The 12749-nt window shown below is 69.7% G+C and carries 13 protein-coding genes and 1 pseudogene; 9 read left to right on the forward strand and 5 right to left on the reverse strand.

The window, feature by feature from the left end; genetic code table 11:
• Positions 1–52: 52 nt before the first annotated feature.
• Entirely contained in the window at positions 53–457 is a 405-nt protein-coding gene (locus ACZ6TD_RS18970) for a DUF4307 domain-containing protein (RefSeq protein ID WP_471355492.1), read from the forward strand.
• A 188-nt stretch (positions 458–645) separates the two neighbouring features.
• Positions 646–1143, forward strand: a complete 498-nt coding sequence (gene greA, locus ACZ6TD_RS18975; protein WP_020868807.1) for a transcription elongation factor GreA — start codon at positions 646–648, stop codon at positions 1141–1143.
• A gap of 166 nt (positions 1144–1309) precedes the next feature.
• On the opposite strand, the gene ACZ6TD_RS18980 is transcribed toward greA, so the two are convergent.
• The 3 genes from ACZ6TD_RS18980 to ilvA form a co-directional block, all read right to left on the reverse strand.
• On the reverse strand, positions 1310–2116 hold the full coding sequence (locus tag ACZ6TD_RS18980) for an ABC transporter permease (protein ID WP_471355495.1): 807 nt from the start codon (positions 2114–2116) through the stop codon (positions 1310–1312).
• The gene (locus tag ACZ6TD_RS18985; RefSeq protein ID WP_471355497.1) at positions 2113–3069 is read right to left on the reverse strand and encodes an ATP-binding cassette domain-containing protein; all 957 of its coding nucleotides are present in this window, start codon (positions 3067–3069) and stop codon (positions 2113–2115) included. Before ACZ6TD_RS18985 ends, ACZ6TD_RS18980 begins: the two co-directional genes overlap by 4 nt.
• A 220-nt stretch (positions 3070–3289) precedes the next feature.
• The gene (ilvA, locus tag ACZ6TD_RS18990) at positions 3290–4636 is read right to left on the reverse strand and encodes a threonine ammonia-lyase (RefSeq protein ID WP_471355499.1); all 1347 of its coding nucleotides are present in this window, start codon (positions 4634–4636) and stop codon (positions 3290–3292) included.
• A gap of 263 nt (positions 4637–4899) precedes the next feature.
• Between ilvA and ACZ6TD_RS18995 the strand changes: the two genes are divergently transcribed.
• From ACZ6TD_RS18995 to ACZ6TD_RS19005, 3 genes and pseudogenes are all read left to right on the forward strand, one after another.
• Complete coding sequence (locus tag ACZ6TD_RS18995) at positions 4900–5400, forward strand: MarR family winged helix-turn-helix transcriptional regulator (RefSeq protein WP_471355502.1); 501 nt, start codon at positions 4900–4902, stop codon at positions 5398–5400.
• A gap of 72 nt (positions 5401–5472) precedes the next feature.
• Positions 5473–5946: pseudogene (locus tag ACZ6TD_RS19000) on the forward strand (sigma factor-like helix-turn-helix DNA-binding protein); the annotation flags it as partial.
• Between the two features lie 203 nt (positions 5947–6149).
• Entirely contained in the window at positions 6150–6404 is a 255-nt protein-coding gene (locus ACZ6TD_RS19005; RefSeq protein ID WP_137979306.1) for a hypothetical protein, read from the forward strand.
• A 137-nt stretch (positions 6405–6541) separates the two neighbouring features.
• Here ACZ6TD_RS19005 and ACZ6TD_RS19010 read toward each other — a convergent pair whose 3' ends face one another.
• Positions 6542–7705: a cystathionine gamma-synthase gene (locus ACZ6TD_RS19010; RefSeq protein ID WP_471355504.1), complete on the reverse strand. Its 1164-nt coding sequence runs from the start codon at positions 7703–7705 to the stop codon at positions 6542–6544.
• Positions 7706–7824: 119 nt separating this feature from the next.
• Between ACZ6TD_RS19010 and ACZ6TD_RS19015 the strand changes: the two genes are divergently transcribed.
• The 3 genes from ACZ6TD_RS19015 to ACZ6TD_RS19025 all read left to right on the forward strand — a co-directional run bounded on the left by ACZ6TD_RS19015 (position 7825) and on the right by ACZ6TD_RS19025 (position 10285).
• A complete protein-coding gene (locus ACZ6TD_RS19015) occupies positions 7825–8922 on the forward strand; it encodes a hypothetical protein (protein WP_471355507.1) in 1098 nt (365 codons plus the stop codon).
• A 147-nt stretch (positions 8923–9069) separates the two neighbouring features.
• Complete coding sequence (msrA, locus tag ACZ6TD_RS19020; protein ID WP_471355509.1) at positions 9070–9729, forward strand: peptide-methionine (S)-S-oxide reductase MsrA; 660 nt, start codon at positions 9070–9072, stop codon at positions 9727–9729.
• Positions 9730–9787: 58 nt separating this feature from the next.
• Complete coding sequence (locus tag ACZ6TD_RS19025; protein WP_471355511.1) at positions 9788–10285, forward strand: hypothetical protein; 498 nt, start codon at positions 9788–9790, stop codon at positions 10283–10285.
• A gap of 86 nt (positions 10286–10371) precedes the next feature.
• On the opposite strand, the gene ACZ6TD_RS19030 is transcribed toward ACZ6TD_RS19025, so the two are convergent.
• Positions 10372–11721, reverse strand: a complete 1350-nt coding sequence (locus ACZ6TD_RS19030) for a transcriptional regulator (RefSeq protein WP_471355513.1) — start codon at positions 11719–11721, stop codon at positions 10372–10374.
• 236 nt (positions 11722–11957) lie between these two features.
• Here ACZ6TD_RS19030 and ACZ6TD_RS19035 point away from each other — a divergent pair, with 236 nt between their 5' ends.
• Complete coding sequence (locus ACZ6TD_RS19035; protein WP_471355516.1) at positions 11958–12242, forward strand: hypothetical protein; 285 nt, start codon at positions 11958–11960, stop codon at positions 12240–12242.
• Positions 12243–12749: the final 507 nt, after the last annotated feature.

Consider the following 12749-nt stretch of genomic DNA (forward strand, 5'->3'; position numbering starts at 1 on the left):
CCTAAACCGGGGACGAATAATTCCGATCTCTCCCCCAGCAGGAGGAACGCCCATGGCCGCGGTGCGCGAGGGGCTGCCCGACGGGCGTTACGGACGGTCCGCGGACGCGCGTGCCGACCGGACGCTGAAGATCGTCGGCGCGGTGCTCGGTGCCGGGCTGCTGGCCCTGATCGCGTGGTTCGGGTACGACTACATCGCCGGTCAGGACGTCAGCGGCCGGTTGACCGGTTTCAAGGTGGTCGCCGATGACGCCGTCGAGGTCCGGCTGGAGATCACCAAGGATAAGGACGCGACGGGTGTCTGCACGGTGCGTACCCTGGACGAGTACCACGACGAGGTGGGCCGGAAGGACTTCACCTTCGGCCAGCGCCAGGAGGACATGGTCAAGGTCGTGACCGTGCGCACCACGGCCCGGGCGACCAGCGCCGAGTTGATCGGCTGCGAGCCCGTTCGATAATCGAACTGGACGTGTCGGGTGCCTGCCCCGATCTGACCAGCGCTGACGCGTTTCCTACGCATTGCGCCCAGTTCCCTCCTCCCCGTTTCTTGCCGGAATTGTTAGGCTCGTGGTTTCGCCCGGCTACGAAGGCGCACCCTTCTGAGTAGGGCGTTCATTTGTATTCCCAGCACCGACGAGGAGCACCTGTGACCCAGACCAGCGAGAACGTCACCTGGCTGACCCAGGAGGCGTACGACCAGCTCAAGGCAGAGCTGGAGTACCTGTCGGGTCCCGCACGTGTCGAGATCGCGAAGAAGATCGAGGCTGCCCGGGAGGAGGGTGACCTCCGGGAGAACGGGGGTTACCACGCCGCCAAGGAGGAGCAGGGCAAGCAGGAGCTCCGAGTGCGTCAGCTGACGCAGCTCCTGCAGCAGGCGAAGGTCGGCGAGGCACCCGCGGACACCGGCGTGGTCGCCCCCGGCATGGTGGTCACCATCGCCTTCGACGGCGACCCCGACGACACCCTGACCTTCCTGCTCGCCTCCCGTGAGTACGCGAGCGCGGACGTCGAGACCTACTCGCCGCAGTCCCCGCTGGGTTCGGGTGTGAACGGCAAGAAGGTCGGCCAGGACGCGGAGTACGAGCTGCCCAACGGCCGCACCGCCTCGGTGCGGATCCTGGAGGCCAAGCCCTACCAGGGCTGAATGGGCTGAACGCCCGGCGTGGAGCCCCGGCCGGACGGCCGGGGCTCCCCCGCGCTCCCGTCGCCCCCGTACTCCCGGAAGAACCGGGCCTCAGGCAGCGCACTCCCGGAAGAACCGCTCAGACGGTGCGCCCCCGGTCAGACGGTGCGCCCCCGGAAGAACCGGCTCAGGCGGTCGCCGAGCGGTACTTGCGCACCGCCAGCGTCCGGAAGACCACGATGATCAGGGCCGAGTAGATCAGCGACGCCCAGACCGGATGCTGCATCGGCCAGGCGCCGGACTGGGACAGACCGGGGTCGCCGAAGAGCTGACGGCACGCCTGCACGGTGGCGCTGAAGGGGTTCCATTCGGCGATGTGCCGCAGCCACGGGGTCATCTGGCTGGAGTCCACGAAGGCGTTCGAGATGAACGTGACCGGGAACAGCCAGATCAGACCGCCGGAGGTCGCCGCCTCCGGGGTGCGGACGGACAGCCCGATCAGCGCGCCGATCCAGGTGAAGGCGTATCCCAGCAGGAGCAGCAGGCCGAAGCCGCCCAGGATCTTCCCGACGTTGGTCGAGTCCGCGAAACCGGGGCGCCAGCCCACGATCAGCGCGACGACGGCCAGCACCACCAAGGTGAGCGTCGTCTGCACCAGGTCGGCGAAGGTCCGGCCGGTGAGCACCGCGCCCCGGGCCATCGGCAGCGAGCGGAACCGGTCGATCAACCCCTTGTGCATGTCTTCCGCGATCCCCGCGCCCGCGCCCGCGGTGGCGAAGGTCACGGTCTGCGCGAAGATCCCGGCCATCAGGAAGTTCTTGTAGACGTCCGGGTCGGTGCTGTCGCCGATCTTCATCGAGCCGCCGAAGACGTACGTGAAGAGAACCACGAACATCACTGGCTGAACCAGACCAAAGAGGACCATCTCGGGAATTCTGGTCATCCGGATCAGATTCCGTCGGGCGATGACCAGGGAATCGCTCATCGTGCTCATTTCGCCTCCCCCTTCCCGGCGCCATGGCCGGTGAGCGAGATGAATACGTCGTCCAGGGTCGGGCGGCGCAGCCCGATGTCGTCGATCTCGACACCACGGGTGTCCAGTTCACGGATGACCTCGGCGAGCAGCTTGGCGCCGCCCACGACCGGGACGGTGACCTTGCGGGTGTGCTCCTGCACGGTCGCCTCGCCCTTGCCCAGGACCCGCAGGACCTCCTCGGCCGCCGCGATGTCCTCGCGCTCATGCACCACGACCTCCACGCGCTCGCCGCCCGTACGGGCCTTGAGCTGGTCGGAGGTGCCGCGGGCGATGACCCGGCCGCGGTCGATCACGCAGATGTCATGCGCGAGATGGTCCGCCTCCTCCAGGTACTGCGTGGTCAGCAGCAGCGTCGTACCGCCGGCCACCAGCTCCTGGATGACCTCCCACAGCGCCTGTCTGTTGCGCGGGTCCAGACCGGTGGTGGGCTCGTCCATGAACATCACGGGCGGGCTGACCACCAGGGCCGCGGCGAGGTCCAGCCGCCGGCGCATCCCGCCGGAGTACGTCTTGGCGGTGCGGTCGGCGACCTCCGCGAGGCTGAACCGCTCCAGCAGCTCACTCGCGCGGGCTTTGGCCTTCCGCGCCCCCATCTGGTAGAGCTGGCCGACCATGTGGAGGTTCTCACGGCCGGTCAGATATTCGTCCACGGCGGCGAACTGACCGGACAGCCCGATGGAGCGACGGACTTCGTTGGGGTTCTTGAGCACATCCACCCCCGCGACCACCGCCGTCCCGCTGTCCGGGCGCAGCAGCGTGGTGAGCACGCGCACCGCGGTGGTCTTGCCGGCGCCATTGGGGCCGAGCAGTCCGAGCACGGTTCCTTCCGGCACGTCGAGATCGACGCCGTCCAGAGCCTTTACGTCACCGAAGGTCTTCACCAGACCCTCGGCGTGAATAGCGCCTGGCATGTTGGCACTCCCGGGGTTGGGTCAGTTCCACACTCAATCAAGGCATAAGTCCGCCCATATGGGCAGCGCTCGGCAGCAACTGGACGGCAATCGTAACCGAGACGCGATACATCGCGACATACGCGAGGCGAACAAAATGAAGAAAGCGAGCCGCGGGGGAACTCCTACCCCCGCGATGGATGACCCGTCCCCGGGCTCAGGCTCAGACCCGCCCCCGGCGTCAGGCCATCACCGTGTACCCGGCGCCGCGCAGCGCCTCCCGGACGTCCTCGCAGTGGTCCGGCCCCTTCGTCTCCAGGTGCAGCTCCACCTCGGCCTCGCTCAGCCCGAGCCGCGGGTTGGTGCGTACATGGCTGACGTCGAGCACATTGGCGTCCAGCGTCGACAGCACCCCCAGCAGCGTGGCCAGCGCCCCCGGCCGGTCGGTGAGCCGCAGCCGCAGCGACAGATAGCGCCCCGCCGCGGCCATGCCGTGCCGCAGGATGCGCTGCATCAGCAGCGGATCGACATTGCCGCCCGAGAGCACCGCGACCACCGGGCCCTCGAAGGACTCCGGCGCCGACAGCAGCGCGGCCACCGGGCTCGCGCCCGCGGGCTCCACCACCAGCTTCGCCCGCTCCAGGCAGAGCAACAGCGCGCTGGACAGCTCGTCCTCGGTGACCGTACGGACCTCGTCGACGAGGTTCTCGATGATATGGAACGGCACATCGCCCGGCCGCCCCACCTTGATGCCGTCCGCCATCGTCACGGGCGCGTCGATCGTCACCGGCCGCCCGGCCGCCAGCGACGGCGGATACGCCGCGGCGCCCTCCGCCTGCACCCCCACCACCCGCACGTCCGGCCGCAGGGCCTTCACCGCCACCGCGATCCCGGCGGCCAGCCCGCCTCCGCCGATGCCCACCACCACGGTGCGGACCTCGGGGCACTGCTCCAGGATCTCCAGCCCCACCGTGCCCTGTCCGGCGATGATGTCCGGGTGGTCGAAGGGGTGGATGAAGACCGCGCCCGTACGCTCGGCGTACTCCTTCGCCGCCCGCATCGTCTCGTCCACGATCTGGCCGCACAGCCGCACCTCGGCGCCGTAGTCCCGAGTGGCCGCGATCTTCGGCAGCGGTGCGCCCTCGGGCATGAAGACCGTCGAGCGCACCCCCAGCAGCGAGGCCGCGAGGGCGACGCCCTGCGCATGGTTCCCGGCGCTCGCCGCGACCACCCCGGCCGCCCGCTCCTCGGGGCTGAGCCCGGCGATCCGCACATAGCCGCCGCGCAGCTTGAACGACCCGGTGCGCTGCAGGTTCTCGCACTTGAAGTGGACCGGCGCGCCGACCAGACCGGACAGATAGCGGCTGCCCTCCAGCGCGGTGAGCCGGGAGACCCCCGAGAGCGTCTTCTGCGCGCTGCGGACGTCGTCGAGGGTGATCGTCGTCCCGGACCCCTCGGAGGCGGAACCTCCGGATACGGAACCCTCGGACGCGGGGGCGGGGGCGGACGCGGAAGTGGGGGAGGTGAGGTGCGAGGCCGGGCCGGACCCGGAGCCGGGCCCGTCCTCGTCGCCGTGTCGTGCAGCCATGGTCCCCAGTCTGGCAGCTCACGCCCCACAGGCCCCGACGGGCCGAGCCGGTGCCGAGCCGGTGCCGGGCGAGTGCCCGGGACTCATGGCGGGTTGGTGCCGGACGAGGGTCCGCCGACGGGCCACGGCGCCGGGGAACGGCTCAGAACGGCAGGTTGTGGCTCGGGGCCCGTCAGGTTTCTGCAGCCCCCGTACGGGCGGGCTCCCAGCCGCGTACTCTGTGCCACATCCCACAGACCACCGCATGAAGTGAGCCCTAGGCCATGCCCACCCAATCGGACATGACGACTCAACTCGACACCGGCGTACTGGACGCACTCCAGCATCAGGTCGCCGTCTTCGCCCGCCGTGCGGAACAGACCCGGCTCGGCGGCGTCGGCCAAGCCCGCAATTCCATGGACCGAGCCGCGTATCTGCTGCTCAACCGGCTCGACCAGGAAGGCCCCATGGGGGTCAAGGCGCTCGCGGGGAGCATGGGCATCGACTCGTCCACCGTGACCCGCCAGGTCGCCCCGCTGGTCGACTCCGGCATGGTCAAGCGCACCTCGCACCCCGAGGACGGCCGCGCGGTCGTGCTCCAGCTCTCCCCGCGCGGCAAGGCCCGCCTGGAGGAAGTGCGTTCCTCACGGCGCGATCTGATGTCCCGCGTGACCGGGGACTGGACGGCGGAGGAGCGCGATCTCTTCTGCGACCTGCTGACCCGCTTCAACATCGCCCTCTCCGCCGCGCACAGCACGGTGCCCCAGGCGACGCCCGCCACCTGACCCCGGCGCAGACATCTTGACCAGGTGCCGGTGCCTGCCGTGTCCTAAAAGGAACGGGAGGCGGAGGGCGTGGTGCGAGAGCGGCGGGCAGCACGGGATGGCCGCCGGGCCCGGGAGTTCGAGGCATTCGTCGCGGGCGCGGGTGGCCGACTGCTGCATGCGGCCACGCTGCTCACGGGGGAGCCGACGGGGGACACCGAAGCCGCCGAGCGCCTGCTGACCGCCGCGCTCGCGCGCACGTACGCCCGCTGGGACCGGCTGCGCGGCGAGGACCCGTACGACCACACCCGCCGTACGCTGGCCGCCCTCTTCGCCCACCGGGGCCACCGCTACCGCCGCCCGCGCGGCGGCACCCTGGCCCGGCTCACCCCGCAGGAGCGGCTGGTGCTGGTGCTGCGGCTGTACGAGGGGGTCGCGGAGGAGCAGACGGCGGCGGCGCTCGGGCTCCCGGTCGAGCGGGTCCGGGCGATCTGCACCCGCGCGGTCACGGCGATGCGCAGCGCGGCGGCCCGGCGTGGCACGACTGGAACGCGTCCGTCCGCCGGAACGACACGCTCCGCCGCAACGTCATCCTCCGCCGGGCAGCCTCCGTCCGCCGGAACGCAGCCCTCCGCCGGAACGTCACGGTCCACCGGCAGCCGGGCGGCCACCGGCGCGACAGGGGCCGGGGCCGGAGCCGACGCCGGAGCCGGGGCAGAGGCCGACGCCGACACCGGAGCCGAGGCCGACGCCGGAGCCGGGGCCGCCCCATGAGCTTCCCGGACCGCAAGGAGACCGAGGTCCGCCGGATGCTGGAGGGCCCGCATCCGGCGCTGCCGCCGGATCTGGCGGGCCGGGCGGCCGAACGGGGACGGCGGATGCTCCACCGCCACCAGGTGGTGCGCACCATCGGCTGGCTGCTGCTGCTCGCCGCGGTCGTCGCCTTCGGCGTCTGGGCGGCGATCGTCGAACCGTGGGCCACGCCGCCGCCCACCGACACCACCCCTCCCCTCGAGGGGTGGTGACGCCTCGAGGGGTGGTGACCACTCGAGCGGAAGTGACCCCTCCGACGGGACGTGACCACTCGAGGGGAAGTGACCCCTCCGACGGGAAGTGACCACTCGAGGGGAGGCGACACCCTCGAAAGTCCTTGGCCCAGGCGTCAGCCCAGAGCCTGGCCCAGATCCATCAGCAGATCGTCGACCGACTCGATGCCGACCGACAGCCGTACCAGGTCGGCCGGCACCTCGAGCGCCGAGCCCGCCGCCGAGGCGTGCGTCATCCGCCCCGGGTGCTCGATCAGCGACTCGACACCACCGAGGGACTCGCCCAGCGTGAACAGGCGCGCCCGGTCGCACACCTCGACCGCCGCCGCCTCGCCGCCCGCGACCCGGAACGACACCATGCCGCCGAAGGCCCGCATCTGCTTGGCCGCGATCTCGTGCCCCGCGTGCTCCGGCAGCCCCGGGTAGTAGACCTGGGTCACCTTGGGGTGCGCGGTGAGCATCTCCGCGATACGGGTGGCGTTCGCGCTGTGCCGGTCCATCCGGACGGCGAGGGTCTTGATGCCGCGCATCACCAGCCAGGAGTCGAAGGGCCCGGCGATGGCGCCCATCGCGTTCTGGTGGAAGGCGAGTTCGTCGCCGAGGCCGGGGTCGGAGACGATCAGCGCACCGCCGACGACGTCCGAGTGCCCGCCCATGTACTTGGTGGTGGAGTGCACCACGACGTCCGCGCCGAGCGCGAGCGGCTGCTGAAGGTAGGGGCTGGCGAAGGTGTTGTCCACCACCAGCCGGGCCCCCGCGGAGCGGGCGACGTCGGCGACGGCGGCGATGTCGGTGATGCCGAGCAGCGGGTTGCTGGGCGTCTCGACCCAGATCACCTTCGTACGGGGGCGGAGCGCGGCCCGTACCGCCGCCGGGTCGGAGCTGTCGGCGACCGACCACTCCACGCCCCAGCGCTCCACGACCTTCGCGAACAGGCGGAACGTACCGCCGTACGCGTCGTTCGGAATCACGACGTGGTCGCCCGGCACCAGGAGCGTGCGCAGCAGGCAGTCCTCGGCGGCGAGACCCGACGCGAAGGCCAGGCCGCGGCGGCCACCCTCCAGCGCCGCCAGGTTCTCCTCGAGCGCGGTACGGGTGGGGTTGGCGGAACGGCTGTACTCATAACCGCCCCGCAGACCCCCCACGCCGTCCTGCTTGTAGGTGGAGACCTGGTAGATCGGGGGGACGACGGCGCCGGTGAGGGAGTCCGCCTCCTGGCCCGCGTGGATGGCGAGCGTCTCGAAACTCTGAGGATGCCCCTGGGGGTGCTGGTGGCTCATGGGCCGAGCGTAACGCCCGACGCGCCCGTGCTGGATTCAACGACCGCCGGGGCGCATAGGCTGGACCACAAGCCGTTCCGCACCACAAGCCGTTACGGGCCTTGACACGGGGACACCTCATGGAGCTTCTGATCTTCCTCATCGCCATCGTCATGATCGGCGGGCTGATCGTCGTACCGGCCCTGCGGCGGATGCGCGGGGGCCGCGGGGCCGTGCAGGGCGCGATGCGCGCCTCGGACCCGCAGGAGTACGGCTTCGTCCCGCGCGAGCGGCTGGACGTACGGCTGCCCGGCCCGGACCAGCAGCTGATCGACGCGCTGGAGGAGGTCCAGGCCCGGCAGGACTGGCAGCCGGCCGCCCGTCTGCTCGCGCTCACCGATGCCACCTCGGAGCTGCGCTGGCAGCGGGTGCAGACGCTGGCCGGGGCGGGGGCCTTCGAACTCGCCCAGGCCCCCGGCCAGGGCGGGATGTGGCTGCGCACCTGGCGGGTGGCGGCCCCCGAGGACCCGGGCGCGGCGGCGGTGCACGCGGAGTTCCTGATCCGCCAGGCACTGCTCGACCCGTCCTCGCAGGACTTCCGGATGATCCTGGAGGAGGCCCGGGACGTCTGCCACGAGGCGGCCCGGCTGGCCCCGGAGGACCCGGTGCCGCACATCATCGAACTCGGCGTGGCCCGCGGTCTGGCCTACCGGCAGGCCGACTTCGAGGAGCTGTGGACCAAGGTCACCAAGCTCGCCCCGCACCACATGGGCGCCCATCTGGCCGCCCTCCACTACTGGTGCGAGAAGTGGCACGGCTCCCAGGACCGCGCCGACGCCTTCACCCACGCGGCCGCCGCCTCCGCCCCCGCGAAGAGCCTCCTCCCCGCCCTCCCCCTCTTCGGCGTCTTCGAGCACCTGCCGGAGGCCAACCTCGTGCGTACCCTCTACCGCAGCGAGGTGATCATCAAGGCGATCGAGGGCGCCCTCTACGCCGTCCGCCAGGCCCCCGCCGACCACCCGGTGCTGCCGCACGTCCGCCACCTGCTGGTCTTCTTCCTGGTCCGCGCGGAGCGCTACGCGGAGGCGCTGGAGCAGCTACGCCACGTGGACGGCCACGTGGGCGCGGTCCCGTGGTCGTACGGGGCGGACCCGGCGGCCGAGTACACGGTCTACCGGGCGCTGGCGGTGGCGGGCTGGGAGGGCGGCGGCGGCACACCGGCGACGCTGCCGCGGTGAGGTGGGCCGTGAGCGGGCCGGAATTCCCGTAGCCCCGTACCCGTTGAAGTGAAGGAGCCGCGCACTCGTATACGACGAAGAACGCCAAGAACGTACGACGACGAAGGACGTGGCAGCCGCCGTACCCGTCCCGCGAGGAGCCCGAAGATGCTGTTCAGCCGCCACAAGAACCACCTCCCCACCGCCGAGGAGGCGCTGAAGGGCCGCCCCGAACCGGGCTTCCCCGTCCCCGACCGCCATACGGTCCTCGGCAACCCCCTGACCGGCCCGTACCCGGAGGGCCTGGTCGTCGCCGACTTCGGCCTGGGCTGCTTCTGGGGCGCGGAGCGGAAGTTCTGGCAGGCCCCGGGCGTGTGGACCACGCTCGTCGGCTACCAGGGCGGCCACACCGAGAACCCCACCTACGAGGAGGTCTGCAGCGGCCTCACCGGCCACACCGAGGCCGTCCGCGTCGTCTTCGACCCGACGATCACTTCCTACGCCGCCCTCCTGAAGCTCTTCTGGGAGTCCCACGACCCCACCCAGGGCTTCCGCCAGGGCAACGACGTCGGCACCCAGTACCGCTCGGCGATCTACGCCCACTCCCCCGAGCAGCAGTCCGAGGCCGAGTCCTCCCGCGCCGCCTACCAGTCCGTCCTGACCGGCTCCGGCTACGGCGAGATCACCACCGAAATCCTCCCCGCGGGCCCCTTCTACCCTGCCGAGCCCTATCACCAGCAGTATCTTGACCGCAACAAAAACGGCTACTGCGGCATCGGCGGCACGGGCGTGAGCTGCCCGATCGGCGTGGCCCCAACTGACGGCTGACCCTCTGGATCAGACGCATCCAAGAGTTGGGGGGCGGAACATGGCTGATGCTTGGACGGTGATCAGCTCACTTGCAGCAGTCGGAGGCGTGACGCTCACTGGTGCGACCTACTGGATAACCCAGCGTAAGAAGCTGAAGGCCGAACAGGAGACGGCCCTAAAGGAGGACCGAGCCGCTCTCGCACGGGCATCGTTGGTGGTCGTGTCAGCCCCGTGGTCGAGTGATACGACTATCAAAGTCGTGATCACAAACGGTGGCCCGCACGCGATCGCCAACGTCGAAGTACTCAACGTTCGTCGGCAACCATTGCTCGAAGGAGAGAGTTGGAGACTCAACCCCCATGTCAGCCCCAACTCGACTGCAACATGTCTGCTTCAATCGCTGGACACCTTCACGGCAAGGGTGCAGCTCCTTGACTCAAGCGGCGTCCCGATCAGTCCCAGAGCAGGCGATGCGCTGATCATCACGTTCGGGTTTCAAGACTCCGAAGGCCAGTGGTGGAAGCGAAACAGTCGCGAACAACCGGTGCGATGCGAGGCTCAGCCTGTTAGCTGAACTGGACATTCACGCATAAGGAACCAGGATGTCGAAGCTCCCTGCTCGAAAAGACCAGGGAGCTTCCGTCATGCGTGCGGCAGCTATCAGGCGGCGGTCAGCTCGCGCGCTCGCTCATTGAAGTCCGCAACCAAACGGTGCCTGCCGAACGGCTTCATACGCTTCTGCAAGTCCTGGACTGCCTCGACCGCTCGCGACGACTTGACCTGCTGCGTGAGAGAGATCGTCCGTACTCCCGCAGCGTGCGCCGCTTCGAGATCCTTGCCCTGGAGATGCGAGGCAGCCAGCGCCGCATGGGACATGGCGCCCCGGCGGGCGCGCTTCTGCTTGCGGGCGTGGTCGATTGACCTGCGGGCGTGTTCTTTGGCGTTCTTCGGCTCGCCAAGATCACGGAAGGTGTTGGCGTGCTCCCCGTGCAAGTACGCCGGGTCGATGAACGCGGCCCACTCCTGTTCCTCTTCGGGGCGCACGCTCTCGTACGAGGTCTCCGACTTCGCGACCGCCGAGACTGCCGCATGCTTGTCACCGAGCTTGGCGCAAGCGCGAGCCTCAAGCGCCCAGAGATCGGCCAGGCATGCAGGGGATGCCGACTTGGTGAGTCCCGCGCGGCCCGACTGGGCGAGCCTTCGGCCCTCCTCGGGATGCCCGAGAAGCGTGGCCTGATCCGCCATCCCGGCCAGCACATGCGCGCCGAGGGCCGGGTTGCGTGACTCCTCGGCAAGACGGAGCGACTGGATCAGGTAGCGCTGCGCCGCCCCGTGCTCCCCGTTGTCGTACGCCATCCAACCCAGCAGATACGTCTGCTCAGCGGCGGCCTCGCAGAGAGCACGCCGAACCCGCTCGGTGTGGGTGCGACGGAGCAGCGGGAACACATGGGCGTTCATGTACGCGGCCAAGGTGAGGCGGCCCGAACCGCCACCCTGGAAGATGTCCATCTGCTGGAAGACGCCGAACATGTTCCGAACGGCGCTGACGTCCTCCAGCCTCACCCGGGGTCCGGGCTTGGGCTGCTGATCGAGCGTGCTCAACAGCCAGTCCCGGCTTGGTCCGATACCCGCCACGGCGGCGAACGGTGCTGAGGCCAAGAACTTACGACGGTCCACGTCGGCCCTCCCCAAGTCGGCAACAGCTTCCACGGTAGCCAGGAAGGAAGGGCTGTACACAAGCCCTCTGTCCGCCGTCGCGCTGTCGCCGAGCCCCAGATCGTAGGTCGTGACTCGGTAGCCCATGGCCGCTGAGAACACATCCGCCAGGATGTCGGGTACCGGGGGTCGGGGTTGTTCCCCGGTCAGCCAGCGTCGAACGCTCGTGGCATCCGGGGCAATATGTGGCTGTCCCCATTGCTTGGCTTGAACTCTTGTTCGTCGGGCTAACTCGCCTTGGCTCATTCCGGATCGGTCCAGCCCATCGGACAGCTTTTCGTTCGGCGTTTTCATGATTCACGGCCTTCGGTCATGAACGAATGCGGAACCAACACCTTTCAACACCCCTACAGGCGCTACCCGCTGAAGTGCCACAGGGGTTGCCTAGGTGTACCCCCGCGACCGGGCGAACGGTCCGGGGGCGTGGTCAACGCTGCGAGGAGCGCCAACATGAGAGAGCGTATCGCCGGTCGGGTCGAACAGTCGTGGTTGTTCGCACATCGCTGTACCGGGCCAGATGTGGTGAACCGATGAGCACACGCCCCCGACTTCTCCCCTGGTCCGATCCGAGTGGCAAGCCGTGCTATCTCGTCACCGATCACCACGGTTACGTCTCGCAGGTCGCGGACGAGATGGAGGACGTACAGCTACGCACAGGAACGGAACTCCTCGCTATCGGACGGGAGATGCTGAACGAAAAGAAGGTGAGCGCCGGGGAATTACGGTTCCTTGGAAACCGTCTCTGCGAGGCGCTGCGCGATGCCCTGCGGGTGGCCGAGAGCAGAGGCAAGCGGCTGCCCGAACCCGAGGAGTGAGGCGCGGTGCCCGGTCGGTGCGCCGTGGGCACGCCGCCGGCCGTAGAGGCTTTGGACGGGAGCTGCCACGGGGCGAGAGAACAGGGGGCCTTACGCTGGCCCGGCGAATCGGGCGGGCCTGTGATCCTGCCCGCGTTTGCGACCGATTGGCCCCCTGTTCTTCGAGGCTCGCCCCGTGGTGGCTGTCTAAAGCCTCGGAGGCCGTCGGCCACCAGCCACAACGCACCAGCCCCGACAAGCGGATGCGCGTGTCCGCACTCCTCAAGGTGCGCTGGCAATACGGGCGGTGGGTGCCCGGCGGGACCGGCCGCCAGGCCGCAGCCCGCCGGGGCGGCCAGACCGCCCGGCGCGCCGCAGGCGCGCCCTTGAGTAAGTGAAGACGGTTTCCGCCACATCCATTCGGTCATCGGGCGCTGCGGCATGAAGGGCGCCGGGGCGGTCGGCTGACCGTGCGCACTGCACCGCCTTCCGGGGCCTGGGCCGGTCAGGCCAGCAGGGCTGAGAGGC

The organism is Streptomyces yongxingensis, assembly GCF_055597465.1.

Bases quoted from the DNA above. Each gene is read 5' to 3' on its own strand.
- ACZ6TD_RS18970 (WP_471355492.1), top strand. From the start codon at position 53: ATGGCCGCGGTGCGCGAGGGGCTGCCCGACGGGCGTTACGGACGGTCC.
- ACZ6TD_RS18980 (WP_471355495.1), bottom strand. From the start codon at position 2,116: ATGAGCACGATGAGCGATTCCCTGGTCATCGCCCGACGGAATCTGATC.
- ACZ6TD_RS18985 (WP_471355497.1), bottom strand. From the start codon at position 3,069: ATGCCAGGCGCTATTCACGCCGAGGGTCTGGTGAAGACCTTCGGTGAC.
- ilvA (WP_471355499.1), bottom strand. From the start codon at position 4,636: ATGGCTGCACGACACGGCGACGAGGACGGGCCCGGCTCCGGGTCCGGC.
- ACZ6TD_RS18995 (WP_471355502.1), top strand. From the start codon at position 4,900: ATGCCCACCCAATCGGACATGACGACTCAACTCGACACCGGCGTACTG.
- ACZ6TD_RS19005 (WP_137979306.1), top strand. From the start codon at position 6,150: ATGAGCTTCCCGGACCGCAAGGAGACCGAGGTCCGCCGGATGCTGGAG.
- ACZ6TD_RS19010 (WP_471355504.1), bottom strand. From the start codon at position 7,705: ATGAGCCACCAGCACCCCCAGGGGCATCCTCAGAGTTTCGAGACGCTC.
- ACZ6TD_RS19015 (WP_471355507.1), top strand. From the start codon at position 7,825: ATGGAGCTTCTGATCTTCCTCATCGCCATCGTCATGATCGGCGGGCTG.
- msrA (WP_471355509.1), top strand. From the start codon at position 9,070: ATGCTGTTCAGCCGCCACAAGAACCACCTCCCCACCGCCGAGGAGGCG.
- ACZ6TD_RS19030 (WP_471355513.1), bottom strand. From the start codon at position 11,721: ATGAAAACGCCGAACGAAAAGCTGTCCGATGGGCTGGACCGATCCGGA.
- ACZ6TD_RS19035 (WP_471355516.1), top strand. From the start codon at position 11,958: ATGAGCACACGCCCCCGACTTCTCCCCTGGTCCGATCCGAGTGGCAAG.